20 protein-coding genes are annotated in these 26,785 nt (G+C 40.4%); 2 read left to right on the plus strand and 18 right to left on the minus strand.

All coding sequences use genetic code 11. From position 1 onward, the window contains the following. From SMIDD28_RS12105 to gyrA, 15 genes are all read right to left on the minus strand, one after another. Nucleotides 1-314: metallophosphoesterase (locus SMIDD28_RS12105; RefSeq protein WP_231075157.1), on the minus strand; the 314-nt coding region annotated here is incomplete at its 3' end. Between the two features lies 1 nt (nucleotide 315). Continuing rightward, nucleotides 316-1,983 carry a DNA repair protein RecN gene (gene recN, locus SMIDD28_RS04045; RefSeq protein WP_061424890.1) on the minus strand — a complete coding sequence of 556 codons (1,668 nt, stop codon included), beginning with the start codon at nucleotides 1,981-1,983 and terminating at the stop codon, nucleotides 316-318. Between the two features lie 6 nt (nucleotides 1,984-1,989). Continuing rightward, a complete protein-coding gene (locus tag SMIDD28_RS04050; RefSeq protein WP_061424891.1) occupies nucleotides 1,990-2,421 on the minus strand; it encodes an arginine repressor in 432 nt (143 codons plus the stop codon). Continuing rightward, nucleotides 2,414-3,229: a TlyA family RNA methyltransferase gene (locus SMIDD28_RS04055; RefSeq protein ID WP_061424894.1), complete on the minus strand. Its 816-nt coding sequence runs from the start codon at nucleotides 3,227-3,229 to the stop codon at nucleotides 2,414-2,416. Before SMIDD28_RS04055 ends, SMIDD28_RS04050 begins: the two co-directional genes overlap by 8 nt. Further along, nucleotides 3,222-4,097: a polyprenyl synthetase family protein gene (locus SMIDD28_RS04060; RefSeq protein WP_061424896.1), complete on the minus strand. Its 876-nt coding sequence runs from the start codon at nucleotides 4,095-4,097 to the stop codon at nucleotides 3,222-3,224. Before SMIDD28_RS04060 ends, SMIDD28_RS04055 begins: the two co-directional genes overlap by 8 nt. Next, nucleotides 4,094-4,306, minus strand: coding sequence for an exodeoxyribonuclease VII small subunit (locus SMIDD28_RS04065; RefSeq protein WP_000043230.1), 213 nt, complete (start codon nucleotides 4,304-4,306; stop codon nucleotides 4,094-4,096). Before SMIDD28_RS04065 ends, SMIDD28_RS04060 begins: the two co-directional genes overlap by 4 nt. Continuing rightward, complete coding sequence (gene xseA, locus SMIDD28_RS04070; RefSeq protein WP_061424898.1) at nucleotides 4,284-5,624, minus strand: exodeoxyribonuclease VII large subunit; 1,341 nt, start codon at nucleotides 5,622-5,624, stop codon at nucleotides 4,284-4,286. The genes SMIDD28_RS04065 and xseA overlap by 23 nt, the downstream gene beginning before the upstream one ends. A 239-nt stretch (nucleotides 5,625-5,863) precedes the next feature. Next, nucleotides 5,864-8,212, minus strand: coding sequence for a GbpC/Spa domain-containing protein (locus SMIDD28_RS04075; RefSeq protein WP_061424900.1), 2,349 nt, complete (start codon nucleotides 8,210-8,212; stop codon nucleotides 5,864-5,866). Nucleotides 8,213-8,322: 110 nt separating this feature from the next. After that, nucleotides 8,323-8,961 (minus strand): uridine kinase, encoded by a 639-nt coding sequence (udk, locus tag SMIDD28_RS04080; protein WP_061424902.1) that lies wholly within the window; start codon nucleotides 8,959-8,961, stop codon nucleotides 8,323-8,325. A gap of 111 nt (nucleotides 8,962-9,072) precedes the next feature. Continuing rightward, nucleotides 9,073-9,951 carry a tRNA pseudouridine(55) synthase TruB gene (gene truB, locus SMIDD28_RS04085; RefSeq protein WP_061424910.1) on the minus strand — a complete coding sequence of 293 codons (879 nt, stop codon included), beginning with the start codon at nucleotides 9,949-9,951 and terminating at the stop codon, nucleotides 9,073-9,075. Nucleotides 9,952-9,961: 10 nt separating this feature from the next. Further along, complete coding sequence (locus tag SMIDD28_RS04090; protein ID WP_061424912.1) at nucleotides 9,962-11,236, minus strand: DUF2130 domain-containing protein; 1,275 nt, start codon at nucleotides 11,234-11,236, stop codon at nucleotides 9,962-9,964. Nucleotides 11,237-11,331: 95 nt separating this feature from the next. Then, nucleotides 11,332-12,612, minus strand: a complete 1,281-nt coding sequence (locus SMIDD28_RS04095) for an O-acetylhomoserine aminocarboxypropyltransferase/cysteine synthase family protein (protein WP_061424914.1) — start codon at nucleotides 12,610-12,612, stop codon at nucleotides 11,332-11,334. A gap of 148 nt (nucleotides 12,613-12,760) precedes the next feature. After that, the gene (locus tag SMIDD28_RS04100; RefSeq protein ID WP_061424915.1) at nucleotides 12,761-13,558 is read right to left on the minus strand and encodes a formate/nitrite transporter family protein; all 798 of its coding nucleotides are present in this window, start codon (nucleotides 13,556-13,558) and stop codon (nucleotides 12,761-12,763) included. A 136-nt stretch (nucleotides 13,559-13,694) separates the two neighbouring features. After that, nucleotides 13,695-14,438: a sortase SrtA gene (srtA, locus tag SMIDD28_RS04105; protein ID WP_050307590.1), complete on the minus strand. Its 744-nt coding sequence runs from the start codon at nucleotides 14,436-14,438 to the stop codon at nucleotides 13,695-13,697. Further along, nucleotides 14,438-16,906, minus strand: a complete 2,469-nt coding sequence (gyrA, locus tag SMIDD28_RS04110) for a DNA gyrase subunit A (RefSeq protein WP_061424916.1) — start codon at nucleotides 16,904-16,906, stop codon at nucleotides 14,438-14,440. Before gyrA ends, srtA begins: the two co-directional genes overlap by 1 nt. 194 nt (nucleotides 16,907-17,100) lie before the next feature. Here gyrA and SMIDD28_RS04115 point away from each other — a divergent pair, with 194 nt between their 5' ends. Further along, on the plus strand, nucleotides 17,101-18,087 hold the full coding sequence (locus SMIDD28_RS04115; protein WP_061424917.1) for an L-lactate dehydrogenase: 987 nt from the start codon (nucleotides 17,101-17,103) through the stop codon (nucleotides 18,085-18,087). Nucleotides 18,088-18,291: 204 nt separating this feature from the next. Here the strand turns inward: SMIDD28_RS04115 and pyk are convergent, their stop codons facing one another. The 3 genes from pyk to SMIDD28_RS04130 form a co-directional block, all read right to left on the minus strand. After that, nucleotides 18,292-19,797 (minus strand): pyruvate kinase, encoded by a 1,506-nt coding sequence (gene pyk, locus SMIDD28_RS04120; protein WP_061424918.1) that lies wholly within the window; start codon nucleotides 19,795-19,797, stop codon nucleotides 18,292-18,294. A 58-nt stretch (nucleotides 19,798-19,855) separates the two neighbouring features. Continuing rightward, complete coding sequence (gene pfkA, locus SMIDD28_RS04125; protein WP_000820862.1) at nucleotides 19,856-20,863, minus strand: 6-phosphofructokinase; 1,008 nt, start codon at nucleotides 20,861-20,863, stop codon at nucleotides 19,856-19,858. An 82-nt stretch (nucleotides 20,864-20,945) separates the two neighbouring features. Beyond that, nucleotides 20,946-24,047: a DNA polymerase III subunit alpha gene (locus tag SMIDD28_RS04130; protein ID WP_061424921.1), complete on the minus strand. Its 3,102-nt coding sequence runs from the start codon at nucleotides 24,045-24,047 to the stop codon at nucleotides 20,946-20,948. Nucleotides 24,048-24,392: 345 nt separating this feature from the next. Here SMIDD28_RS04130 and SMIDD28_RS04135 point away from each other — a divergent pair, with 345 nt between their 5' ends. After that, nucleotides 24,393-26,666 carry a Xaa-Pro dipeptidyl-peptidase gene (locus SMIDD28_RS04135; RefSeq protein ID WP_061424923.1) on the plus strand — a complete coding sequence of 758 codons (2,274 nt, stop codon included), beginning with the start codon at nucleotides 24,393-24,395 and terminating at the stop codon, nucleotides 26,664-26,666. Nucleotides 26,667-26,785 lie beyond the last annotated feature (119 nt).

Consider the following 26,785-nt stretch of genomic DNA (forward strand, 5'->3'; position numbering starts at 1 on the left):
ACTGATGCATCCAAGGGACGACCTAGGATAGAGTTAATGGTTGTATCTCCACCATTGCGACGATAGTGGTCATAACTTTCTTCTGGGTCATCTAGCCAAGTCAGAAACATATACTCATGGTTTCCTGACAAACAGATTGCCCCTTGATTATCAACCAAGTCCTTGACCATTTCAAGGACACGGCGACTATCTTCACCACGGTCAATCAAGTCCCCTAGAAAAAGCAACTGGGTCTGACCATCCCATGTTTTGAGAAGGTCTTCTAGCATCCCAGCTTTTCCGTGAACATCTCCAATAACATAATAGTCTGTCATCTTATTTCTCCCTGTTTCTCAACAATTCTCTAGCTTGCGTCAGGGCTGCTTCCGTCACATCATCACCTGCCAACATCTTAGCAACTTCCTCCACTCGCTCTTCAACCGTCAAGAGACGAACAGTCGAAACTGTTGAATGCTCATTGCTAATCTTCTCAATAAAGAATTGATAATCCGCAATCGCAATCACTTGTGGCAAATGGGAAATAGCTAGAACCTGACCATGCTGGCCAATCTTGTGAATCTTCTGCGCAATAGCCTGAGCTACACGACCTGAAACTCCCGTATCAACCTCATCAAATACAATACTAGTCTTACCTTCTTTACGTGAAAAGGCAGACTTAATGGCTAACATGAGACGAGATAATTCCCCACCAGACGCAACCTTGACCAAGGGTTTAAAGTCTTCACCAGGGTTGGTTGAAATATAAAACTCAACCATTTCATTGCCCTCACGGCTGAATTTTCCCTTGCTAAAACGAACCTGAAACTGGGCTTTTTCCATATAAAGGTCTTGCAGTTCTTGTTTAATCTCAGATTCTAATTGCTGAGCCAAGTCATGACGAGCAGATGCAAGCTGACCTGCCAAATTAACAAGATTGACTTCTAATTTTTTAAGCTCTGCTTCCATGTCCTCAGATGAAAGGTTATTTCCTGTCAAGAGATTGTATTCTTCTGTAATCTTGGCAAAATAAAGCAAGACATCGTCCACAGTCCCACCATACTTACGGGTAATGGTATGAAGGAGATCCAAACGATTCTCAACCTGCATGAGACGATTGCCGTCAAAATCAAGGTCCTCAATAATAGCTTCCAGACGCTTGCTAATGTCTTCTAAAACATAGTAGGTCTCAGACAGAGAGCTTGAAATTTCACGGTATTCAGGGTCATACTCTTCAACACTTTCCATGTCATTCATGGCCGAACGAACATTGGCCAGACTCGAGAACTCTTCATTGTCCAACATACTGTAGGCATTGGTCAGCGTATCCGCAATATTTTTATGGTTGAGCAGTTTTTCTCTCTCTTGATTGAGAGCCAAATCTTCTCCAGCCTGCAAATTTGCTGCCTCAATCTCTGCCATTTGAAATTCCAACATTTCGATACGTGCCTTATGTTCTTGTTGGTTTTTCTTGACTTCCAGAACCTGCTTACGCATTTTACGGTAGGCATCAAAACTCGTTTGATAGGTTTCTTTTAAGTCCCAAAAAGCTACGTCACCGAATTCATCCAACATCTGGATATGAAGTTGGGGACGCATTAACTCCTCTTGGTCATGCTGACCATGAATATCTACCAGATGTTGCCCAATAGCGCGCAAAACAGACAGATTAACCATCTGACCATTCACACGGCTGATACTACGACCATTTTGCAGAATTTCTCGACGGATGATAATTTCATCACCCATTTCCAAACCTTGCTCATCAAAAATTTCCTGTAAAAGGCGACTATTCTCAACTGAGAAAAGCCCCTCAATCTCTGCCTTTGGCGCACCGTGACGAATAACATCTGTCGTAGCACGAGCCCCCAACATCATATTCATGGCATCAATGATAATCGACTTCCCTGCACCCGTTTCACCAGTCAGGACAGTCATCCCCTTTTCAAAATTGAGGGAAATAGCCTCAATAATGGCAAAGTTTTTTATCGAAATTTCAAGTAACATATAGACCTACCAATTTTTTACTTGTTCAAAGATTTCCTCAGCTAGACTTTCACTTCTGGCAATAACTAAAATCGAGCTATCATCAGCCAAACAGCTAAAAATCTTGTTCGCAAAAATCTCGATTAACTGAGCTTTTACAAAAGCCGTATTTCCTGGAATCACTTGGAGATTGATCATCTTATCCATCAATTCTGCCGATTCGATATTGTCTTCAGCCAGTTGCAAACTTTTTACGATTGATTTTGGCAATTCGTAGACATAGGTGTTGTCTCTCAAAGGAATTTTGACAATGCCCAGCTCTTTGATATCTCGTGATACCGTTGCCTGAGTGGCAGTGATACCTGCCTCTTTCAAATGTTCTACTATTTCTTCTTGCGTACCGATTTGATAATCTGTCACAAATCGTCTAATTTTTTCAAGTCTCTCTTTTTTATTCATTTTTAAATTGACTATGCGCCCTCTCTACTACTTCTTCAATCTCAGCAAGAACCTGATTGCTTGCTGACTCTTCTTTTTTCAAATACGCTAAAAACTCAATATTTCCATGTCCACCTTGGATGGGAGAAAAGTCCAATCCAAGGACTGAAAATCCTTCCTCTACTGCCATAGCTGTGACAGATTCAAGGACATTCTGGTGCACCTTGGCATCGCGAATGATTCCATTTTTCCCAATCTGCTCACGACCTGCCTCAAACTGAGGCTTAACTAAAGCCACGACCTGCCCTTGATCTGTCAAGACACGGTGCAAGGCCGGCAAAATCAGACTGAGGGAAATGAAGCTTACATCAATACTGGCAAAGCTCGGCTCCTGCTCGAAATCAGTCTTTTCAGCATAGCGGAAATTAAACTGTTCCATACTGACAACCCGTGGGTCTTGGCGTAATTTCCAAGCCAACTGATTGGTACCAACATCAACTGCAAAGACAAGTTCAACACCATTCTGCAACATGACATCGGTAAAACCTCCAGTAGAAGCACCGATATCAATTGTGGTCGCGCCATCCACTGACAAATCAAAGACCTGCAAGGCCTTTTCCAGTTTCAAGCCACCACGGCTGACATACTTGAGTTTCTCCCCCTTGAGTTTTAGCTCGGTGTCATCTGGAATTTTCTCTCCCGGTTTGTCAAATCGTTCTCCGTTAAGAACTGCTACGACTAGACCAGCCATGACACCACGCTTGGCCTGTTCTCGCGTTTCAAACAAACCCTGTTTATAAGCTAGTACATCCACTCTTTCCTTAGCCATTGATTCTCAAACTTTCTACTACTTTTACAATCGATTCTGTTTCAAAGGGAACCTGCTGGGCAATTTCTTTTAATTTGGCATTAGCTTGATCCAAAGTCTGGTTACAAAAGGCAATAGCCTCTTCCAAGCCCAACAAAGCAGGATAGGTTGATTTTTCTGCCTGTAGATCCTTTTGTGGTGTTTTGCCAATTTCTTCAAAAGTAGCTGTCACATCTAGCACATCATCTCTGACTTGAAAGGCAAGCCCAATCAATTCACCAACAGTTTTCAGTTTTGCTTGTATTTCAGGTGCCAACTCGGCTATGAGGGCAGCTGCTTGAAAGGGATATGCTAGCAGTTTTCCAGTCTTATTAGCATGAATAGTCTGGAGTTCTTCCAAAGACAAATGCTGGCGTTCTCCCTCCATATCCAAAACTTGCCCTGCTACCATGCCTAGACTTCCTGAAGCAAGAGATAAGTTGGCAATCAAGTCCACCTTAATCTGACTTGGCAAATCTGCCTGCGCTATCAAGGCATAGGGATCTAGGAACAAAGCATCTCCAGCCAAAATGGCCATAGCTTCACCGAATTTCTTATGGTTGGTCAAACGCCCTCGACGGTAATCATCATCATCCATGGCAGGAAGATCATCATGAATCAAACTCCCTGTATGAATCATCTCCAAGGCCGCAGCCACCTGTGCATGTGCTGGTTTAATAGCCACCTGCAAGGCTTCCAGAACTTCTAACAGAAGAAAAGGCCGAATACGCTTGCCACCAGCATGAATAGAATAGAGAACAGACTCTCGTAAACTAGAGGCAAACTGCTGGTCGCCATAAAAGTTTTCCAAGGCCGACTCGACAAGAGCTAATTTTTCTTGCTTTTTCATTCAAAATCACTTTCTGTTCCGTCTTCTTGCATAACCTTGACTAAGGTCTTTTCAGCCTTGTCCAGCGTCGCTTGGAGCTCTTTTGACAAGACCATGCCCTTTTGAAAGGCAGTAATCGCATCTTCCAAAGCAATTTCACCATTTTCCAAACTTTGGACGATGGTCTCCAGTTCTGCTAGATTTTCCTCAAATTTCTTTTGTTTTGACATCTTTAACCTCTAATTCTACTTGACCATCCCGCATCAAAAGCGTCACTTGGTCTTTTTTCTTCAAATTTTCAACCGAATCAACTACGGACTCTTCTTTTTTGACAATTGCATAACCACGCGCCACGATTCGACTGGTATCCAACATCAGTAAGGCTTCTGAAAGTCGCTTGACTTCAGCAACCTTGGCATCATAAACCAAAGCCATTTGGCTACGGAGGAGCTTATCCAACTGGCCTAGACGGTCTTGATAACGTTGGATTTTGGTAACAGGTGATAACTGAACCAGTCGATGCGTCCTTGCTTGTACTAATTGGTTGCTATCAGAAATCCTTGTTCGTAAACTTTGTTTCAAACGCAATTGCAGTTGATCCAAGCGTTGCATATAGCCATCATACAAACGCTCTGGCTGTCTAAAGATAACAGACTGACTGCATTTTTTCAAAGCTTCTTGTTTCTTCGATAGGACATTTCGGACTGTCGTTGCCATCCGTTTTTCCTGATTTTGCAAATGAGCTAATAGATCCAACTTGGTCACAGGTGTTGCTAGTTCAGCAGCAGCCGTTGGCGTTGCCGCCCGACGATCCGCTACAAAATCTGCCAAGGTCACATCCGTCTCATGCCCAACACTAGAAATGATTGGCAAGCGAGATTCAAAAATAGCCCGCACCACAATCTCTTCGTTAAAGGCCCAGAGATCCTCGATGGAACCACCACCACGACCAATAATGAGCAAGTCCAAATCGTCCCCTTGATTAGCACGCGCAATATTTCGAGCAATTTCCTCAGCAGCCCCTTCACCTTGAACCTTGGTCGGATAAAGAAGGATATCTACACCTGGAAAGCGTCTGCTGACGGTCGTGATAATATCTCGAATAACGGCTCCACTGCGACTGGTCACTACACCAATTCTCTTAGAAAATTGGGGCAGAGGTTGCTTGAAGCGTTCTTGAAATAAGCCTTCTTCTGTCAATTTTTTCTTGAGTTGTTCAAACTGAATCGCAAGCGCACCAACTCCATCAGGCTCAGCCTTTTCTATGATGATGGAGTAGCTACCACTTGGTTCATAGACCTGCACACGCCCAATCACATTGATTTTCATCCCTTCTTCCAGGTCGAAGCCTAATTTCTGATAAATCCCAGACCAGATGGTCGCTTGAATAACTGCATGGTCATCTTTTAGGGAGAAATATTGGTGAGTAGGTCGTTTACGAAAGTTGGAAACTTGACCAGTTAAATAGACCCGTTCCAAGTAAGGGTCTTTATCGAATTTCATTTTCAGATACTTGGTCAAAGTTGTTACTGATAAATACTTTTCCATCTCCACCTACTATTCATTTTTTTGCTCGTTCATGAGTATTATTATACCAAAAATATGCCTAAAAATCTCCATTTATGTACCATTATGAGAGAAAAATAAATAATAGGTTTACAACAAATATCTGACAGCTTATGGCATAAGAAAACGAGTATCTCCCATTACGGATATACTCGTTTTTTTGATATTTTAAAAGTGAACTTTTGACTTCTGCTTAAATCTTTTCGACAAAACCTTGATAACTATTTGTTACTTTCATCTTTACGTTTAGTAAACACAAAGAATGATGCTAAAGTTGTTAATAACCCAACCACAGTCATACTCATGTCCGACGCACTCCTCGTACGTGGCAATGTTGGTTTTTCCTCTTTTGGTGGCTCAACTAGTTTCGTTGGTATCTCCTCTTTTGATGTCTCAACTTGTTTTGTTGGTTTCACCATTTTTGGTGGTTCAACAGGTTTTACTGGTTTCTCCACTTTTGGTGGTTCAACAGGTTTTACTGGTTTCTCCACTTTTGGTGGCTCCACTGGTCTCGTTGGTGGCGTTGGTTCTTTCAAGTCAGGCTTAACCGGTGGGGTTGGAGCTTTTGGTTCTTTCAAGTCAGGTTTCACTGGTTTTTCTTTATCGAACTTGTTTGGTTCTTTTGGAACAACTCCTAATGGTGTTGGTTCTTTAAGTTCTGGTTGTTTTGGTTCAACTGGTTTCGTTGGTGGCGTTGGTTTTGGTGTTTCAACCAATTCTAGTTTCGGTTTCACATCAATATATTCGTCAACGATAGCCGTGTTGATTCCGAATAATTGAGTGAATGGGACGGTTGCACCAAATTCCAAATAGAAGCCATCTTCTGTCACTTTTATAACACCTGCACCTTTGTATTTGTAAGGTGATTCTTGGTTATCCCATACCGGGTTTCCACTGTTAATTTCATCTAATGTTTTATCGGCATAAAATCCATCATCATGTTTATAGACAAAAGATTCATTCAATTTGATAAATGAAGCATTATGAATAGCATACACAATTTCACGATAGGTACTAGGCCATGTATTCACATTGGATCCATATTTGTTAGTCATATAATCTTTGACTTTTTTGAAACCATCTTTTTTGTACTCTTCTTCATCTTTTACGTATGCTGTTTTCATTTCTGCTTTTTTTGTATTCCACTCTTGACGTTTGGAAGGATCACTCAATAATCCGCCGGGTTTTGATGCTGTTTCGAGGTCTACGTTATACAGTTTCTTAAATTCGTCATTTAAGTATTCGTCATAAACTCCTGATTTCCCATAGAATTCCTTAAACATATCCTTATTGTCTGCGAAATAATACGAATTGTCACTATAACCATGCCATCCTGTATTCATAGAACTCACTGCAAACATAACTGGTTTTTCTTTTGTTGGAATCACTTTCGTTCCATCTTCAAGATATAGAGTTGGTTTCATACGAACTCTTGTACTATATCCATGTTTTCTGAAATCACCATAGATTGATACTGAAATAGTTGGATCGTAGGCAGGAGAAATTTGCATTGTATCAACAGAACTACCAGTCTCTAAGACAGTGTATTCATAATCAATACGTGTGACTTTTTTCTTATCGTATGTGGTGTTCTCTAAGTTTGTGTAAGTCACGGTAAACGGTCTATCTTTTTTGGCAATGACAGGATATGTGGTGATATGTGGGTCTTTGCCGTATTCTCGATAACCTGTTACTGTTTCATCCCATCGTTTGATGATCTTATCTGTCAAATTATTTTTTGCTAATGCTTCATCTGATAATTGGTCGCTACTCAACTTTTTATGATTTAGTTTCCAAAAACTTCCGTCTTTCTGAGTATATTTCAACATTGCTAAAGCACCAGTATCACCAGTATCTTTAACTTCTATGCTGATTTTAGCATTTGGTTCTTTAACGAAAATCAAATAGTTTTTTTCTTCGCTTGCAAAACGACCTGGTTTCTTCGATTCTTCTTCGAATTTTTTCAATTTTTCGTTATATTCTGCTCTACGTTTATCGTTTTCAATTTTATCAGCAGCTTCATTAGATTTAACTTGTTTATTGTATTCTGCAAGTTTTGTATTGTATGTTGCGAGTTTAGCGTCATAATCAGCTTTGACCATATTATAGTCAGTTTGAGCTTTGTCATAGGCCGCTTTATCTTTTTCATATTGTGCTTTTTTAGCATCCCACTCAGCTTTAAGTTTTTCGTATTCAGCTTTTACCTTGTCCGCCTCAGCTTTTTGTTTATTGTATTCCGAAAGGTCACTTTCGTATTTTGTAAGTATCTCTTTGTTTGTAGCTAACACTTTGTCATATTCAGCCTTCGCCTTATCGTACTCAGCCTTGTCCGCTTCATATTTAGCCACACTTTCATTGTAGGCTTTAAGTTCTGCTTCATATGCTTTCTTATCTAATTCATATTTTGTTGTTTCTGCCTTATACGTAGTTAAATCTTTTCCATAACTATCAGACTCGTTTTGTTGAATGTTTGAAGATTGGTCAGAGGCTTCAACTGTATGTACCCCAAATAAGATAGCAGAAGTTAAGCATGCGCTTGCTAATCCAAATTTTACTGAGTTTTTGTTCATATTACTCACTCTTTCTTAGAACGATTTAGAGAAAACTTAGTTTCTTTTGATTATTTATATTCCAAACTTAATACATATACAATAAATTTACTTAAATCTAATTCTTCTGTTTATTTACTATTTCGAGCTTCTTCCAAAATCTTTGCAATCTTGGTCGTCAACAGGTCAATAGCAACTGTATTGCTAACCCCTTCAGGAATGACAATATCAGCATACCGCTTGGTTGGCTCGATAAACTGATGATACATAGGTTTAACCACACCTAAGTACTGGTCAATGACGCTATCAAGGCTACGGCCACGCTCTTCCATATCACGCTTGATCCGACGAATAATGCGCACATCATCATCCGTATCCACAAAAATCTTGATATCCATCAAATCACGTAGGCGCTTGTCCTCCAAGACCAAAATCCCCTCAACGATAAAGACATCTTGAGGCTCTTGACGATAGGTCTTGTTGCTTCGTGTATGCTCTGTATAGTCATAAGTCGGGATGTCCACCGGACGACCCGCCAACAATTCCTTAATCTGCTCAACCATCAAGTCTGTATCAAAGGCAAAAGGATGGTCATAGTTGGTTTTGACACGCTCTTCAAAGGTCAAATGAGACTGATCCTTGTAGTACGAATCATGCTCAATCATGGAAATCTTTTCATCTGGGAAATGCGATAAAATGGCTCTTGAAACACTGGTTTTACCACCACCAGAACCACCTGTCACTCCGATAATGATTGGTCTATTTTGCATGCTATCCTCCGTTTTTTATCCGTGGTCTATTCTATCACATTTTTTGCAAAATTTATAGTCTGGTTTGAATAGTCTAAGGGAAACATTTCCAATCCCTACACCTCAGTTAGACTAGCTAAAAACCTTCCTTGGCTTGTAGAGATTGTCTCGCTTTTCTAGAATGGCTCGCAATTTATCTCCTTCAAAAGCAGCCAGTTCTTTGTCCGTTTGGTCTAGCTCAATAAAACGACCAAAGCGAACTTCTGTAGCCTCTTCTGGAGTTAAGAAAACTTTGACAAGGTCCCCTGTTCCAATCTCTAAAGGATGGAGAAAGTCCAGTTGACCAGTCTCTACTCTTTCAGCAATTTCTTCCAAGGTAAGAGCGTCTTCTAGCTGTAAACCAGCTGCACTAGTTCGAGTCAGATATGACATATGAGCCGCATAACCAAGCTTGTCTCCTAAGTCAACCGATAAGGTACGGATATAAGTCCCCTTACTGCATTTTACACGAAAAGTAAAACGTGCCAAATGACCCTCATAAGAAATCGGACTTGTTCGCTCAAATTGATAAATGGTAACCTGACGTTCTGGACGCTCCACTTCCTGACCAGCTCGCGCATACTCATAGAGCTTGCGACCATTGACCTTAACCGCAGAGTACATAGGCGGAATCTGTTTAATAGGCCCAAGCAAGCTAGCAATTACTTCATCAACAAGCTTTTCATCCAAGTGCGATAAAACAGGCGTCTCTGCGACCACTTCCCCACTGGCATCCTCTGTCGTCGTTGAATAGCCAAGAGTGATTTCCCCCTCATAGACTTTGCCCTCGTCCTGCATAAACTCGACCATGCGGGTCGCCTTGCCAACCGCAATGGGCAAAACACCCACCACATCCGGATCCAAGGTTCCACCATGACCAATTTTCTTGGTTCCCAAAATCTTACGCAGTTTAAAAACCGCATCATGCGAGGTCATGCCCGCTTCTTTTTTTAAGTTGATAATACCGTTCATTTTTGCTTCCTCACTCCACCTTCAATGCTTCAAACTTTGCTTTCATAGTTGGATTTTTACGGGTCAATTTTTTAACAGAAACATCTTCTAATTTGTTGTTAGCTAGACGGAGTTGGTTTTCAGATGTTGTCAGGAATTTCTTAACCTCTTCCATTCGTTTGATGGCCTTATCGATTTCATCAATAGCTTTTCCAAAGTTGGTCGAAGCTGAGTTGTAGTTCTTGGCAAAGGCTTGTTTAAATGCATCCAAGTCTTCTTCAAAATGTGTAATATCGATATTTTGCTCACGAACCAAGGCCAGCTCTTGCTTGTATTTTAGGGAATTAAGCGCCGCATTTCGCAAGAGCCCAATCAACTGGATAAAGAATTGAGGACGAACCACATACATCTTTTCATACTCATGGCTGACGTCTACAATCCCTGTGTTAAAGTAGTCGTTATCAGCTTCAAGCATGGTCACCAAAACCGCATACTCACAGTTCTTCTCCCGACGGTCCTTGTCTAACTCCTTGTAAAAATCTGCATTCTTGTGCTTCTTTTCTGTCCCATCCGCTTCATTTTTCATCTCAAACATGATAGAAATGATTTCGACCCCATTTTCATCACATTCACGGAAGATAAAGTCACCCTTAGACCCACGCGCAGAAACCTTGTTATCCTTCTCAAAGTAAGCATTTGGAAAGGCAAAACTGCGGACCTTGTTAAACTCACTCTCTGCATAGTGTTCCAGACTTTCCCCGATAGCTTTTGTAGACTGCTGTGCCTTGAAATTCTTGTAAAATTCAACCTGTTCACTGGCTGCTTTAAGCTGGGCTTCGTAGTTTTGTTTAATAGAAGCCAATGACAACTCATTTTCTTTTTCTTGTAAAAGAAGCTGGTTTTTAACTTGGTCTCGTTCTTTTTCTAGGTCAGAGAGGGTCTTCTGTAGCTGATTTTCATGTTCCAAACGCAAGGTAGCCAATTGGTTTTCCAAGGCCTGTACTTCCTTATCCTTAGCCAATAATGCCTGATGGCTTGTCTGTTCAACCTCTTTCTTGGCCAATTCTTTTTCTGTATCAAAATTTTGGATTTGACTCTGTAATTGCGCAATTTCTTGGTCTTTTTGAGCTAGTTTAGACTGTTGTTCATTCATGGCCTTTTGCTCAGCCAAGGCCAGTTCCTGCTTCATCCGATCATGTAGTTCCTTATCAAACTCTGCCGTTCTCACTTGGGATAAAAGTTCAGCATACTGACTTTCATTTACTGTAAAAACTTCCCCACAGTTGGGACATTTGATTTCGTTCATATCTTTCCTCTTTCTAGACTTCTGTAACCATTATATCATGCCTGAGGGAAAATCAAAAACAGTGAGTCGAAACCCACTGTTTATCTTCTTTTTCTTTAAATTTTTTCCAAGGCCAAGCGCAAGTCTTCAATCAAATCATCTACATTTTCAAGTCCGATAGACAAGCGGATTTGGTTTGGTGTGACACCTGCTGCTTCAAGGTCTTTTTCTGACAACTGACCATGTGTTGTAGTCGCTGGATGGACAACAAGCGATTTAGCATCTGCCACATTGGCAAGGTCAGAGAAGATTTCTAAATGATCAATTACCTTGCGTGCTTCTGCCTCCCCACCTTTAACATGGAAGGTAAAGATTGAACCCACACCTTTTGGTAAATATTTCTCAGCCAAGGCATGATAAGGACTATCTGCCAATTTTGGATAGTTAACTTTTTCTACCTTAGGATGGTTGACAAGGAAATCAACAATTTTCTCTGCATTTTGAACATGGCGTTCCACACGAAGTGAAAGGGTTTCAAGTCCTTGGAGCAAGAGGAAGGCATTAAATGGCGACAAGGCTGCACCTGTATCACGGAGCAATTGAACACGAACAGCGATAATAAAGGCTGCTGCACCCACATCACGAGTATAGCTCAAATTATGGTAACTTGGGTCCTCATCAACAAATTGAGGGAATTTTCCTGAAGCCGCCCAGTCAAAACGACCACTGTCCACGATGACACCGCCAATAGTCGTACCATGTCCACCGATAAACTTAGTCGCAGAGTGAATGGCAATATCTACACCGTGAGAAAAGACGTTAATCAAATAAGGTGTAGCAAAGGTATTATCTGAAACGAGTGGAATCTGGTGTCTATGCGCAATCTCAGCCAATTTTTCCAAGTCAGGAATGTTTATCAAGGGGTTACCCAAGGTTTCAATCAGAACAAGTTTAGTATTGTCATTGATAGCTGCTTCCACTTCTTCCAAATTATCCACATCGACAAAGGTTGTTGTGATACCATAACGAGGAAGGGTTTCCTTCAAAAGATTGAAGGTCCCGCCGTAAATAGTTGATGCTGCCACTACATGGTCACCTGCATGAGCAAGTGCCAAAATCGTATAAGTCACTGCGGCCATACCTGATGCTGTTGCAAGAGCTCCAACACCACCTTCAAGGGCAGCAATTCTTTCTTCAAAGGCAGATGTTGTAGGGTTGGTGATACGAGTATAAATGTTCCCTGGTTTTCTCAAGGCAAACAAATCGGCACCTTCCTGCGTGTCATCAAAAACAAAGGATGTTGTTTGATAAATCGGCACTGCACGAGACTTAGTTGCTGGATCAACTACTTGCCCAGCATGCAATTGTAAGGTTTCAAATTTAAAATCACGAGTCATAAGGCGACCTCCATATAGTTTCATTAAGGATATTGTAGCACCTTGAGTTATAGTTTACAAATATCAGTTTTCTATATTTTGATATAAGAAATAGCTATTACCTTATTTTGAAAATCGAAAAAAGCACGACTCAATCGTGCTCATTTTCTTAATCTACATAAGTATCTTCGTTTTTATTGAGGAAGGCATATGGGAGACCCATCAAGAGGCCACCTCCTATAAAGTTTCCAATGAAGGTTACACCCCAGTGACGAAGCATATTCCCAACACCGAAGTTAGCAATTGAATCCGCAGCAACACTGAATTTTACAATCGCGAAAGAAGCAAAGTTCGCCGCAATGTGCTCGTTTGTTAAGAATACAAACATGTAAATAGCTGACAACACAAGCCAAAGTTTGGCACCACCATCTTTGACCAAAATAAATGAAAGAATCGCAATATTTACGAAAATATTTGCCAAAATCGCCTCAAGCAAGACTAATTCATTTGAGCGGCCTAACTTCATCTCAACAACCCCTGATATGAAACTATCATGAGTCAGATGTGCATAGGCTGCCGAATGAGCAAAGCCCCAACCTGCTATCAAGGCCCCGATAAGGTTGAACAAGGTACAGTAAAGTAAAATCTCAGCTGTTTTTCTCCAAGAGATTTTTTTCAAGAAACTACCTGCAGTCAAGAACATCATGTTTGATGTTACCAACTCGGCATTCAAGAAAACAATGTAGGCCAAGCCCCAAGCGAAGACAAATGGGAAGAGGAAACGTCCACTACCTGGTGCGATTTTATTAATCAAGTCAGCCCCAACTGCACCAGCAGCTGTACTGAAGGTTAAAAATGCACCTGCGAACATAGAACGAATCGCATACTTAAATTTGCTTTGACTATAAAGACTTTCTTTCTTCTTGCAAGCAAATTCAATCTTTGAGATAAATTCTGAAGAAACCATAATAAACTTCTAAATCTTTTTTATTGATAATTATATCACAAACTTTAGATTTTAGGAAGCGTTTTCTGTATTTCATAAAAGTTTTTTTATGAAAATCTTAAAAAATCAGTGAAATCCATGATTTCACTGATTTGTATTAATAAAATTGTTTATACGGTTGATTGAAAGCTGTTAGGATTTCATCAGATGTTTGTGAATAATCTTTTGTTTCTTTCAAATCGCCTTTTACAATAATACGTTCTGTAGCGGCAAGGTCTTCACAGGTTACTAATGTGATTTCATTGACCCCATCTCTATCATCAACCTCATCAACACGATCCGGTGTCACACGTTTGACTTCACGGATTTCATAGGTATAAACTTTATTTTTATCAGTTAGATAAATCTTCATACCATTTTTAGCATTATCCAAAGGAGAAAATAACATTTTATTAGCATTATTGACACCAAAAATATGATGACTAGCTAGACTATAATTTCCTTTCCCCATCACTTGATCGCGTTTCATCGTACCAGCACCATAGAAGAGATTGACATTATCAAGCCCTTTAAAAATTGGCAGATTCATTTCTAATTCAGGAACTGCAATTCCGCCGATAACTGGTAATTTTTGAGCATCCCATTGAGAAGCTAGAACCGCTTCAGAAGAGATAGCATTGACAGAATCAAAATCAAAATTTCCTTCTGTATCCTGATTTTCTTCTATTTTTTCTTTTGATACCTGACTAACTTGGTACTTATTGGTATTCCAAACTATGAAAATATCACGAATTTTAGCATTAAAAATCAAAGCAATTGATAGTAGTATCAGAAATCCTGCTAGAATATTTGTCAGTAGATTTTTTCGTTTGTTTTTCTTCTTATTATTTTTTTGAGACATTATGCTTCACCTTCTGTTTCATTTTCTGTCCCAACTTCTTCTTTTTCTGCCGCTGCAACCGTAGTAAAGGTCACAATTTTAGCATCTTGATCCAGACGCATTACTTTAACTCCCATAGTTGAGCGTCCTGTTTGTGAAATATTGGCAACATTGGTTCGAATCATGACACCTGTATCAGTGATAATCATCAAGTCTTCATCACCTTTTACAGTCAAGAGACCTGATAGAGGACCATTTTTCTCAGCTACATTAGCCGTCTTCATCCCTTTACCACCACGACCTTTTGTTGGATATTCAGTCGCGACTGTACGCTTACCATATCCTTTTTCAGTAATGATAAGAACCTCGTCTTGATCAGTAATTACGCTAGCACCAACTACTGTGTCTCCCTCACGGAGATTCACACCTTTCACACCTGTGGCGATACGACTCATGCCACGAACGGCTGATTGATTAAAGCGAACTGCATAACCAAACTTGGTACCAATGATAATATCTGTATCTTCTTCCGTCAACAAGACATTAATCAACTCATCTTCATCCTTGAGGTTCAAAGCCTTGAGACCATTCTGACGAATGTTAGCAAATTCCTTGACGCTGGTTCTCTTCACAATACCATGACGGGTTGTGAAGAAGAGGTAAGCATCATCGCTGCGTTCAGACTCAACATTGATAATAGTCTGAATACTTTCGCCTTCATCCAATTTCAAGAGATTAACTACTGGTAAACCTTTGGCCGTCCGACCATACTCAGGAATTTCATAACCCTTCAGGCGATAGACACGTCCTTTATTTGTAAAGAAGAGTAGGTGATCATGGGTGCTAGTCGACACTAACTCTCGGACAAAATCGTCATCCTTAACACCTGTTCCTTGAACACCACGACCACCACGTTTTTGAGCAGTAAACTCAGCTTGGTCCAGACGTTTGATGTACCCCTTGTTAGAAAGGGTAATCAAGACATCCGATTCTTCAATCAAATCTTCATCTTCAAGACTCAAGACTTCACCGACCATCAACTCTGTACGGCGTTTATCAGAAAATTTACGTTTAACTTCATCCAATTCGTCTTTGATAATTTGAGAAACACGTTCAGGCTTAGCAAGAATATCCGCCAAATCCGCAATCAGAGCCAAGAGGTCATCATACTCAGACTGGATCTTATCACGTTCTAATCCCGTCAAACGGCGAAGACGCATGTCTAGGATGGCCTGACTTTGACGTTCAGAAAGCTTAAATTTACTCATCAACTCAGCTTGTGCTTCCGCATCCGTTTCACTAGCACGGATGATACGAATCACTTCATCGATATGGTCTAGCGCAATTAAGAGACCTTCTAAGATATGAGCGCGTGCTTCCGCTTTTTCCTTATCAAAACGTGTCCGACGAACAACTACTTCTTTTTGGTGCTCGATATAAGCATCCAAAATCTGACGAAGGGATAAAATCTTCGGTACACCATTTTGGATAGCAAGCATATTGAAACCAAAGTTGGTTTGCATTTGGGTCATCTTGAAGAGGTTATTAAGGATAACATTAGCAGACGCATCACGCTTAACTTCGATAACAAATCGAACACCTTCACGGTTTGACTCATCACGTACTGCTGTGATGCCCTCAATCCGTTTTTCCTGAACCAAACGAACAATATGCTCATGTACCTTTGTTTTGTTGACCATATAAGGAAATTCTGTTACAACAATGCGCTCACGGCCAGTCTTAGTTTCTTCGATTTCAGTACGAGAACGAAGAACAATAGAAGCTTTACCTGTTTCATAAGCCTTATGAATGCCTGATTTCCCCATGACAAGGGCACCTGTTGGAAAATCTGGACCAGGCAAGACTTCCATCAAGTCCTTGGTAGTCACTTCAGGATTGTCCATGACCAACTTCACTGCATCAATAGTTTCACCCAAGTTGTGAGGCGGAATATTAGTTGCCATACCAACGGCAATACCAGTTGCTCCATTAACCAAAAGATTAGGAAAGCGCGCTGGCAAGACCAAGGGTTCACGTTCATTGGCATCATAGTTATCAACGAAGTCAACCGTATTCTTATTGATATCACGAAGCATCTCTAGAGCAATCTTGCTCATACGTGCCTCAGTATAACGCTGGGCGGCAGCACCATCACCATCCATGGAACCAAAGTTTCCATGACCATCTACAAGCATGTAACGGTAGCTCCACCATTGAGCCATACGGACCATGGCTTCATAAATAGAGGAATCCCCGTGTGGGTGGTATTTACCCATGACGTCCCCTGTAATACGAGCAGATTTTTTATGGGGTTTGTCTGGAGTAACACCCAATTCATTCATTCCATAGAGAATCCGACGGTGAACAGGTTTCAAGCCATCTCGAACATCAGGAAGAGCCCGCGCTACGATAACACTCATGGCGTAATCGATAAAACTCGTCTTCATCTCCTTTGTCAGATTGACATTCACTAAATTTCTATCCTGCATTAATAAATGCCTCATTTCACTATTAGTAATTAACTATATTATACCATAATGTTCGCTATATTTCAGGTATCTAAAATCGCTAAAACGTTTACATCAAGAACTGCAAAGCATATCCGTGACAAAGCTTTTTAAAAGTGATAAAATTGAAATAACTGGGGAAATCCCTGAATAAAATTAAGGAGATGTTTAGAATAATGACTTCAACTAAACAACACAAAAAAGTTATCCTTGTCGGTGATGGTGCTGTAGGTTCTTCTTACGCTTTTGCACTTGTTAACCAAGGAATTGCACAAGAGCTTGGAATTATCGAAATTCCACAATTGCATGAAAAAGCTGTTGGTGACGCGCTTGACCTTAGTCACGCCCTTGCCTTCACTTCACCTAAAAAAATCTATGCAGCTCAATACTCTGACTGTGCAGACGCTGACCTTGTTGTGATCACTGCAGGTGCGCCTCAAAAACCAGGTGAAACTCGTCTTGACCTTGTAGGTAAAAACCTTGCTATCAACAAATCAATCGTAACTCAAGTTGTTGAATCAGGTTTCAAGGGTATCTTCCTTGTTGCTGCTAACCCAGTTGACGTCTTGACTTACTCAACTTGGAAATTCTCTGGATTCCCTAAAGAACGTGTTATCGGTTCAGGTACTTCACTTGACTCAGCTCGTTTCCGTCAAGCACTTGCTGAAAAATTGGATGTGGATGCTCGTTCAGTACACGCCTACATCATGGGTGAACACGGTGACTCTGAGTTCGCTGTTTGGTCACACGCTAACATCGCTGGTGTAAACCTTGAAGAATTCCTTAAAGACACTCAAAATGTTCAAGAAGCTGAATTGATTGAATTGTTCGAAGGTGTTCGTGATGCAGCCTACACAATCATCAACAAAAAAGGTGCAACATACTACGGTATCGCAGTAGCCCTTGCTCGTATCACTAAAGCAATCCTTGACGATGAAAACGCAGTACTTCCACTTTCAGTATTCCAAAAAGGTCAATACGGAGTTGAGAACGTCTTTATCGGTCAACCAGCTGTTGTTGGTGCACATGGTATCGTTCGTCCAGTAAATATCCCATTGAACGACGCAGAAACTCAAAAAATGCAAGCATCTGCTAAAGAATTACAAGCTATCATTGACGAAGCATGGAAAAACCCAGAATTCCAAGAAGCTTCTAAAAACTAATTTAGATAGGAATAACTCCTTGAGTACTCAGGGAGTTGTTTTTTTTCTGTATTTACACTCACATCACACAAAAAGTATGGAACACGCAACGATTTACTCTTTAGCTACAGTTGCATTAAATCAAGAGTAGAAAACTTTCCCCATATACAAAAAAGCCCATCATACAGGCTAGAGAGCTTGATATGATAGGCTTTTTCATTTTAATTAACGTACTGTACGGATACGCATTGTATTTGTGCGAACAGCTTCTCCAACTGGTACACCAGCTACGATAACGATATCGTCACCAGATTGTACAAGACCTGCTTCAACTGCTTTACGTTCAGCAATTTCGAACATATCGTCAGTTGAAGATGGAGCATCTGTCAACATTGGGATAACACCCCAGTTCAACATCAATCCACGTTCTGTCAATTCATCGAATGTCAATGCCAAGATGTCAGCATTTGGACGGTATTTAGAGATCAAACGTGCAGTGTGACCTGTCTTAGTAAGAGTTACAACCAATTTAATATCCATTGAGTTAGCAGCATCTTTAACAGCTGAAGCCATTACTTCTGTCTTAGAGTTACGTTCGAATGAATCTGAATTCAAACGTCCGTATTCGTTAAGAAGAGTTTGAGCGTTCTTATCGATTGTAGCCATTGTAGTTACTGACTCAAGTGGGTATTTACCGTTTGCAGACTCACCTGAAAGCATTGTTGCGTCAGTTCCGTCGATAACAGCGTTAAATACGTCTGATACTTCTGAACGAGTTGCACGTGGTTTTTCAGTCATTGTTTCAAGCATGTTTGTTGCAGTGATAACAACTTTACCTGCAGCGTTCACTTTAGTGATGATCATTTTTTGGTAAACTGGAACCATTTCGAATGGTACTTCAATACCCATGTCACCACGAGCAATCATGATACCATCAGCAGCTTCAATAATTTCATCCAAGTTATCGATACCTTGTTGGTTTTCGATTTTAGCGAACAATTGAACATGTCCGTTTCCAGTTTCTTCACAGATTGCACGAACTTCGTTCACGTCTTTTGCAGTACGTACGAATGAAATCGCGATGAAGTTGATACCTTGTTCAAGACCGAAACGGATATCGTCGTTATCGCGTTCAGCAAGAGCTGGGAAAGGAATTTTAGTGTTAGGAATGTTCACACCTTTTTGTTTAGCGATGATACCATCGTTTTCAACTTCAACTTCAAATTCACGAGTTGCGTCATCTTTAGCAACCACACGAAGACCAAGTTTACCATCGTCGACCAAAACTTGATGACCGACTTCAACATCATCATAGATATCAAGAGCACCAGCAACGTTCAATGCAATCACTTCACGAGTTGATTTGATTCCTTGTTTAGTTGCAACACGGATTTTTTCACCAGTTTTGTATGAATATTCTTTAGCTTCACCTTCGAACAATTCTGTACGGATTTCAGGTCCTTTTGTATCAAGAAGGAAACCAACTTTTTTACCTGCAAGTTTTTCAGCAAGTTTAACAGTTGCCATACGCTCACCTTGTTCTTGGTGGTCACCGTGTGAGAAGTTGAAACGGAATGTGTTAGCACCAGCTTCAATCAATTTAGCAATGTTTTTAGCTGAAGCTTCAACATCAAGTTTTTCACCCCAGTATCCGTCCTCACCGAATTTTTTACCACCACGGATTTCTACCGCAGGACCCAAAGTTGCAACGATTTTTACACGTTTGTTCATGATTTTTGTGACTCCTTTATATATATGACCTTTTTGGTCTTATTAACTAAATTATAAATTATGACAAGCTCTTATTCAAGCTAGATAGCTCAATGTCAGCCTTATGTGGGTTGTTAACCACAATCTTACCTTCAGCAGTAAGGCTAAACAATGCTCCTTCTTCTGCAGTACCAAGAATTGGATTTTCAACCATTTTTTCGTTACGGATACCAACCGCAACACCACCGATACCTTCTTTAAGAAGTTTAACAGCATGCGCACCCATACGTGACGCCAATACACGGTCACGCGCAGTTGGAGAACCACCACGTTGAATATGTCCAAGTTCTGTTACACGAAGGTCGCTTGTATCCCCAGCTTCTTTTAGTTTTTTACCAAATTCAGCTGCTGACATCACACCTTCTGCCAAGACGATGATATTGTGTTTTTTACCACACTCATAACCACATTTAATGCTTTCTACGATATCTTCAATCTTGAATCCTTCTTCAGGAATGATGATTTCATCAGCACCAGTTGCAATACCAGCCCAAAGAGCGATATCACCAGCGTTACGTCCCATAACTTCAATAACAAAAGTACGACGGTGACTTGATGATGTATCACGAATCTTATCGATAGCATCCATAGCAGTTGTAACCGCTGTGTCAAAACCGATTGTGAAGTCAGTACCAACGATATCGTTATCGATTGTACCTGGAAGACCGATAGCTGGGAAGCCATGTTCAGTCAAACGCATAGCGCCGTGGTAAGATCCGTCACCACCGATAACAACTACACCTTCAATTCCGTGTTTTTTCAATTGCTCAATCCCTTTAAGTTGCCCTTCAAGTTGAGCGAACTCTGGGTAACGAGCTGAGTGAAGGAAAGTACCACCACGAGAAATGATGTCTCCTACTGAAGCTGCATCTAGGGGATGAATTTCACCGGCAACCATACCAGCATACCCATCATAGATACCAAACACTTCCATTCCTTCTGAAATTGCTTGACGAACAACTGCACGGATAGCAGCGTTCATACCAGGGGCGTCTCCGCCACTAGTCAAAACAGCAATACGTTTCATATTGGTTTATGCTCCTTTTTCTCTTAACATTCATATTGATTATACCACATTTGATTTTAAAATTCTTCTATTTTCCGTATTTTTAGCGATAAATCGTTTTCATAACGATTTCATTCAATTTCGCTTCTAATTCATTGGATTTAGCTACAAAATGATGAGGGGAAACGATTGTTTTCTGTTCCTCTTCATACCTGATGATGACTGGGATTGGACCTTTATACTGGTCTAAAATTCTCGAAATTTCTTGATCCGAGTCATGATTTTTCACCTGTATCCAAAAGCGTTCAGCAACTGCTTCTCTTATTTCTTGTGCAATCATTTGCAGACGGCCATCACGTGACTGGATTTTTCCTTTTATATAGTAGAAGGCTCCCTCTTTTATTTCCTGCCCAACCTGACGATATAAGTCTGAAAAGAGGGTAACATCCAATTTTTTCTTACTGTCATCCACCTGTAAAAAGGCCATATTTTCACCCTTTTTGGTACGAATTACTTTTATTTTCTGAACTTCAACCAAAATAATAGCGTAGCTATTTTCTGACAAATCTCCGATTGGGGTAATCGGGTAAATAGCTTTACTTGCAATAGCTTGTAGTGGATGTTTGCTAACTCCTACTCCTAAAAGTTCTTGTTCCATATAGAATTTTTCTTGTTCCGTCCAATCTTCCGATTCCTGCCAATTATAAATAGTATCTCCAAACAAACTTCCTAACTCTTTTACAAATTCAAATAGATTAACTAAATTATTGAATACTTTTTGACGATTTTTTTCAAATAAATCGAAAAGACCAACTTTTACCAAAGGTTCTAGCAGAGGGAGTTTCAGATAATTATCAGGTAATTTAGCTATAAAATCTTCAATGTTAGAATAAGGTCTATTTTCAAGAATCCAAAGTGCCAAATCCTTGCTGACTCCCTTAATCGATTTCAATCCTAGATAGATGACCTTGTTTGCAATTTTATCATGATAGGGAATGGTGTTGATGGACAGAGGCACCACTTCAAAGCCTGATTCGAGGGCATCTGTTAAGTAATCACTGTTGGCAGAATTCAACATGACCTGATAAAAGATGGCTGGATAATGCGTTTTGAAATAAGCCAACTGGAAGGCCAAAGCTGAGTAGGCATAGGCGTGAGATCGGTTAAATCCATAACCTGCAAACTTCTCCATGACGTCAAAGACTTGCTCTGCCTTTTCCGCTGTATGGCCAGCTTCTAATGCCCCTTGAATAAAGGAAGCCCTCATCTCATGCATGGCAGAGGCATCCTTTTTCCCCATAGCCCGACGCAAAATATCGGCTTTTCCAAGACTAAATCCAGCAAATCGCTGGGCAACCTGCATAACCTGCTCCTGATAGAGCATGATACCATAGGTTGGAGCCAAAATATCCTCCAGTACTGAATCCAGAACAGTCACTTCTTCCTGCCCATGCTTTCTTGCCACAAAATTATTGATGTAGTCACTAGCACCTGGTCTATTTAGGGAAGTAGTTGCTACGACATCTTCAAAACAGACTGGCTGCACACGCTTTAGCAGGCGAATAGCACCAGGTTGCTCAAATTGAAAGATACCTTTTGTATTACCAGAAGCAAAAAGAGCCAGCGTTTCTTTGTCTTCCAAATCGATTTCTTCAATTTTCAGATGAATCCCTTCTGTTTCAGCAAGCAACTCTTGCATCTTCTGGACAAAGGTCAAATTTCGCAGCCCCAGAAAGTCCATCTTTAAAAGTCCGCTAGCCTCAACTCCATGAGCATCATACTGAGTCAGTGGAATTTCATCACCATGCTTTAGAGGGATGTAGTTGGTCAAATCTTGGTCACTGATTACAACACCAGCCGCATGGACAGAGGTTTGTCTTGGATAGCCCTCTATCTTGCAAGCAATCTCAAAGGCTTTTTGGTATTCTAACTTACTATTGATTTGCTGACGAAACTGGAGATTGCCCTCATAGGCCGACTTAAGATTGTCCCGAAAACTGATTTTCTTAGTAATTGCAGATAATTCATACTCAGGCACACCAAAGCGTTTCAATACATCTCGCAGAGCCTGCTTGGCACCAAAGGTAGAAAAAGTAACGATTTGTGCAGCATGTTGACTGCCGTATTTATTACCAACATATCTGATAAAATCTGGACGATAAATATCAGGGATATCAATATCAATATCAGGCATGGTATAGCGTTCACGATTGAGAAAGCGTTCAAAAATCAGATTTTTCTTTACTGGGTCAATCCCTGTAATATCTAAGGCATAAGAAACCAAGCTGCCTACTGCAGAACCCCGTCCCATTCCCATATAATAGCCATTCGAACGTCCAAAACGCAATAAATCCCAAACAACCAAGAAATAATCATCAAAACCCATATCATGAATAACAGCCAATTCTTGGTCTAGACGGTCTTGATATTCTTTACTAGTCAGACCCTTCTGAGCAAGTCCCAGTTCAGCACGCTCTCTCAACTCTTCTACTGCTGGTCTAGCTGGGTTAAAACGAGGCAGTTTCAGACTCGTATCCAAATCATAAGAAATGCCTGAAATCAGTTTTTCTAAATTGTCCAAGGCTTGCGGAAAACGTTCTTGGAATAGTTTTTCTAAAGAACTTGCTGATATAAAAACATCTTGTCGCGAGCGCAAAGGGACTTCTCTGAGCGGTAGGTTTTCTTTGATTGCTGTTAAGACTTGCAGAACTTCTCTATCCCTACTTTCAAAGGCATTGACCCGATAAAGGGGCAAGATTGGATGATGAAATTCGCTTGCTAGTATTTCCGGATAAACCCCTATATAGTAATCACAGCCTAGATTTAACAACTCCAGTCCATCAAAATAAGGCACAATTACCGCAATATCCTCTAGATACTGAGATAGAACTGACCAACTTTTCTCCCCCTGCATCTTGGCTGTTGAAAGCTTCATTAACTGCTGATAGCCCACACTAGATAGAGCTAAAAAGCGCAGATTCACTTCCTGAGCATCCACAAATACAGTCATTTCAAGCCCTAATAAAGGATGAATGCCATATTTTTTTGTAACCTCTAGAAAGTCAAAAGCACCATAAAGATTATCAATATCCATCATAGCCAGATGAGTGTAGCCGAATTCTTTAGCTGCTCTCACATACTTTTCGATCGAAATAACGCTCTCCATAAAACTATAGACTGTTTTTGTATCTAGTTGTGCGATCAATTTACACTTCTCCTCTATCCTTCTCACTATATTATACCATTTTCACCTATAAAAGGCTGCTCTTGAGAAACATTTCATCAGCTTACTAATTTACTTTCTATTCATTTGTATTTTTGTCATCATTTTTTATATTTATACTATATTATATACAAAATAGAAAACATATAATATAACTCTTCTAGAATTTTTATATTATACCTATTATATCTATTATTACACTGTTCTCTATATTGAATTTAACACTTTATTCATTTTTATTGGATTATTTCCTTTTGCAGTTAACAATTCCCTTTCTGCTTTTTTTTTGATATAATAACCTTAACTATCATTCTATATGGAGGTTCTATGCGTTTTAATCAATATAGTTATATCACTTTTCCAAAAGAAAATATCTTATCTGAACTAAAAAAATATGGCTTTGATTTACAAAACACAGCCAATCCCAAGGAATTACTGGAAACTTTTTTACGTCGCTTATTTTTCACTTATGAGAACACCGACTATCCACTCTCCTGCTTAGCTATAGATAAAGAAACTAACATATTAACTTTTTTCAAATCTGACAAAGACTTGACAGCAGATATTTTTTATACTGTCGCCTTTCAACTTTTAGGCTTTTCTTATTTGATTGACTTCGAAGATAGTGAAGCTTTTCGTAAAGAGACTGGATTTCCTATTGTATATGGTGACTTGATTGAAAATCTCTATCAGTTACTCAATACTCGTACCAAAAAGGGAAATACTCTTATCGACCAACTTGTCAGCGACGGTCTTATTCCTGAGGATAATGACTACCACTACTTTAACGGCAAGAGTTTGGCAACTTTTTCCAGCCATGATGTCATTCGTGAAGTGGTCTACGTTGAGTCTCGTGTCGATACTGACCAAAAAGGTCTACCAGACTTAGTCAAGGTTAGCATTATTCGTCCACGTTATGAGGGACAAATCCCTGCCATCATGACAGCCAGTCCTTATCATCAGGGAACAAATGACAAGGCTAGTGACAAGGCTCTCTACAAGATGGAGAGCGATCTTGAGGTGAAACCTGCTCATAAGATTGAACTAGAGGAACCTCAACTCAATCTCGTCCAACCTCAAGGCCAAGCTGAGCTTGTGTCAGAAGCTGAGGAAAAGCTAAGTCACATCAACTCTAGCTATACACTCAACGACTACTTCCTCCCACGAGGTTTTGCTAATCTCTATGTGTCAGGTGTTGGTACCAAAGACTCTACTGGTTTCATGACTAATGGCGACTACCAGCAAATCGAGGCTTATAAAAATGTCATAGACTGGCTCAATGGTCGTTGCCGTGCCTTTACCGACCACACGCGCCAACGTCAAGTCAAAGCTAACTGGTCAAACGGAAAAGTTGCCACAACTGGACTTTCTTATCTAGGTACCATGTCAAACGGCCTTGCCACTACAGGTGTAGAAGGTTTAGAAGTTATCATTGCCGAGGCTGGCATTTCATCTTGGTACAACTACTACCGTGAAAACGGTCTGGTAACTAGCCCAGGTGGTTATCCAGGTGAGGACTTTGACTCCCTTGCTGAACTAACCTACTCTCGTAATCTCTTAGCTGGCGACTATATCCGTGGCAATGAAGCTCACCAAGCTGACTTAGAAAAAGTGAAAGCTCAGCTAGACCGAAAAACTGGGGACTACAATCAGTTTTGGCATGACCGGAACTATCTACTCAATGCCCATAAAGTAAAGGCAGAGGTTGTCTTTACCCATGGTTCTCAGGATTGGAATGTTAAACCACTTCATGTTTACCAGATGTTCCATGCCCTTCCTAATCATATAAATAAGCACCTCTTTTTCCATAATGGCGCCCATGTTTACATGAATAATTGGCAATCAATTGACTTCCGTGAATCCATGAATGCCTTATTGACTAAAAAATTACTGGGACAAGATACAGATTTTCAGCTTCCGACCATTATCTGGCAGGACAATACCGCTCCTCAGACTTGGTTATCACTTGATACCTTCGGTGAGCAAGATAACTTTGAAACCTTATCACTTGGTCAAGAAGAGACAGTCATTCAAAACCAGTACCCAGATGAGGATTTTGAGCGCTATGGTAAGACCTACCAGACCTTCAATACGGAACTCTATCAAGGAAAAACAAATCAAATTACTATTGACATTCCTGTGACTAAGAATCTTCACTTGAACGGTCGCGCTCAGCTCAATCTTCGTATCAAATCCAGTACAAACAAGGGGCTCTTATCTGCTCAACTACTGGAACTTGGACAAAAGAAATACCTACAACCTTATCCAGCTGTTTTAAGTGCTAAAACCATTGATAATGGACGCTACCACATGTTGGAAAATCTCTGTGAATTGCCATTTAGACCAGATGCACAACGAGTCGTGACAAAAGGTTACCTTAATTTACAGAATAGAAATGATTTACTGTTAGTAGAGGATATTACTGCAGATGAATGGATGGATATCCAATTTGAACTGCAACCTACTATTTATAAGCTAAAAGAAAGAGATACTCTTCGTTTAGTCCTCTATACGACTGACTTTGAAATCACCATCCGTGACAATACAAACTACCACTTGACTGTCGACCTCGCTCAGTCCACGCTTACCATACCTTGCTAAAAGGAGTTACATTATTATGAATAAATCAGAACACCGCCACCAACTCATACGCGCTCTTGTCGCAAAAAACAAGATTCATACACAGGCTGAATTGCAGTCCCTCCTGGCTGATAACGACA

The sequence above is a fragment of the Streptococcus mitis genome (assembly GCF_001579045.1).
Lineage (GTDB): Bacteria > Bacillota > Bacilli > Lactobacillales > Streptococcaceae > Streptococcus > Streptococcus mitis_D.

What these genes read in the sequence shown, in the direction of transcription:
- recN (WP_061424890.1), bottom strand. Translation starts at nt 1,983, where the DNA reads ATGTTACTTGAAATTTCGATAAAAAACTTTGCCATTATTGAGGCTATT.
- SMIDD28_RS04050 (WP_061424891.1), bottom strand. Translation starts at nt 2,421, where the DNA reads ATGAATAAAAAAGAGAGACTTGAAAAAATTAGACGATTTGTGACAGAT.
- SMIDD28_RS04095 (WP_061424914.1), bottom strand. Translation starts at nt 12,612, where the DNA reads ATGACTCGTGATTTTAAATTTGAAACCTTACAATTGCATGCTGGGCAA.
- SMIDD28_RS04090 (WP_061424912.1), bottom strand. Translation starts at nt 11,236, where the DNA reads ATGAACGAAATCAAATGTCCCAACTGTGGGGAAGTTTTTACAGTAAAT.
- SMIDD28_RS04065 (WP_000043230.1), bottom strand. Translation starts at nt 4,306, where the DNA reads ATGTCAAAACAAAAGAAATTTGAGGAAAATCTAGCAGAACTGGAGACC.
- pfkA (WP_000820862.1), bottom strand. Translation starts at nt 20,863, where the DNA reads ATGAAACGTATTGCTGTTTTGACTAGTGGCGGAGACGCCCCTGGTATG.
- truB (WP_061424910.1), bottom strand. Translation starts at nt 9,951, where the DNA reads ATGAACGGTATTATCAACTTAAAAAAAGAAGCGGGCATGACCTCGCAT.
- udk (WP_061424902.1), bottom strand. Translation starts at nt 8,961, where the DNA reads ATGCAAAATAGACCAATCATTATCGGAGTGACAGGTGGTTCTGGTGGT.
- srtA (WP_050307590.1), bottom strand. Translation starts at nt 14,438, where the DNA reads ATGTCTCAAAAAAATAATAAGAAGAAAAACAAACGAAAAAATCTACTG.
- SMIDD28_RS04055 (WP_061424894.1), bottom strand. Translation starts at nt 3,229, where the DNA reads ATGGCTAAGGAAAGAGTGGATGTACTAGCTTATAAACAGGGTTTGTTT.
- xseA (WP_061424898.1), bottom strand. Translation starts at nt 5,624, where the DNA reads ATGGAAAAGTATTTATCAGTAACAACTTTGACCAAGTATCTGAAAATG.
- SMIDD28_RS04115 (WP_061424917.1), top strand. Translation starts at nt 17,101, where the DNA reads ATGACTTCAACTAAACAACACAAAAAAGTTATCCTTGTCGGTGATGGT.
- SMIDD28_RS04075 (WP_061424900.1), bottom strand. Translation starts at nt 8,212, where the DNA reads ATGAACAAAAACTCAGTAAAATTTGGATTAGCAAGCGCATGCTTAACT.
- SMIDD28_RS04060 (WP_061424896.1), bottom strand. Translation starts at nt 4,097, where the DNA reads ATGAAAAAGCAAGAAAAATTAGCTCTTGTCGAGTCGGCCTTGGAAAAC.
- gyrA (WP_061424916.1), bottom strand. Translation starts at nt 16,906, where the DNA reads ATGCAGGATAGAAATTTAGTGAATGTCAATCTGACAAAGGAGATGAAG.
- SMIDD28_RS04135 (WP_061424923.1), top strand. Translation starts at nt 24,393, where the DNA reads ATGCGTTTTAATCAATATAGTTATATCACTTTTCCAAAAGAAAATATC.
- pyk (WP_061424918.1), bottom strand. Translation starts at nt 19,797, where the DNA reads ATGAACAAACGTGTAAAAATCGTTGCAACTTTGGGTCCTGCGGTAGAA.
- SMIDD28_RS04100 (WP_061424915.1), bottom strand. Translation starts at nt 13,558, where the DNA reads ATGGTTTCTTCAGAATTTATCTCAAAGATTGAATTTGCTTGCAAGAAG.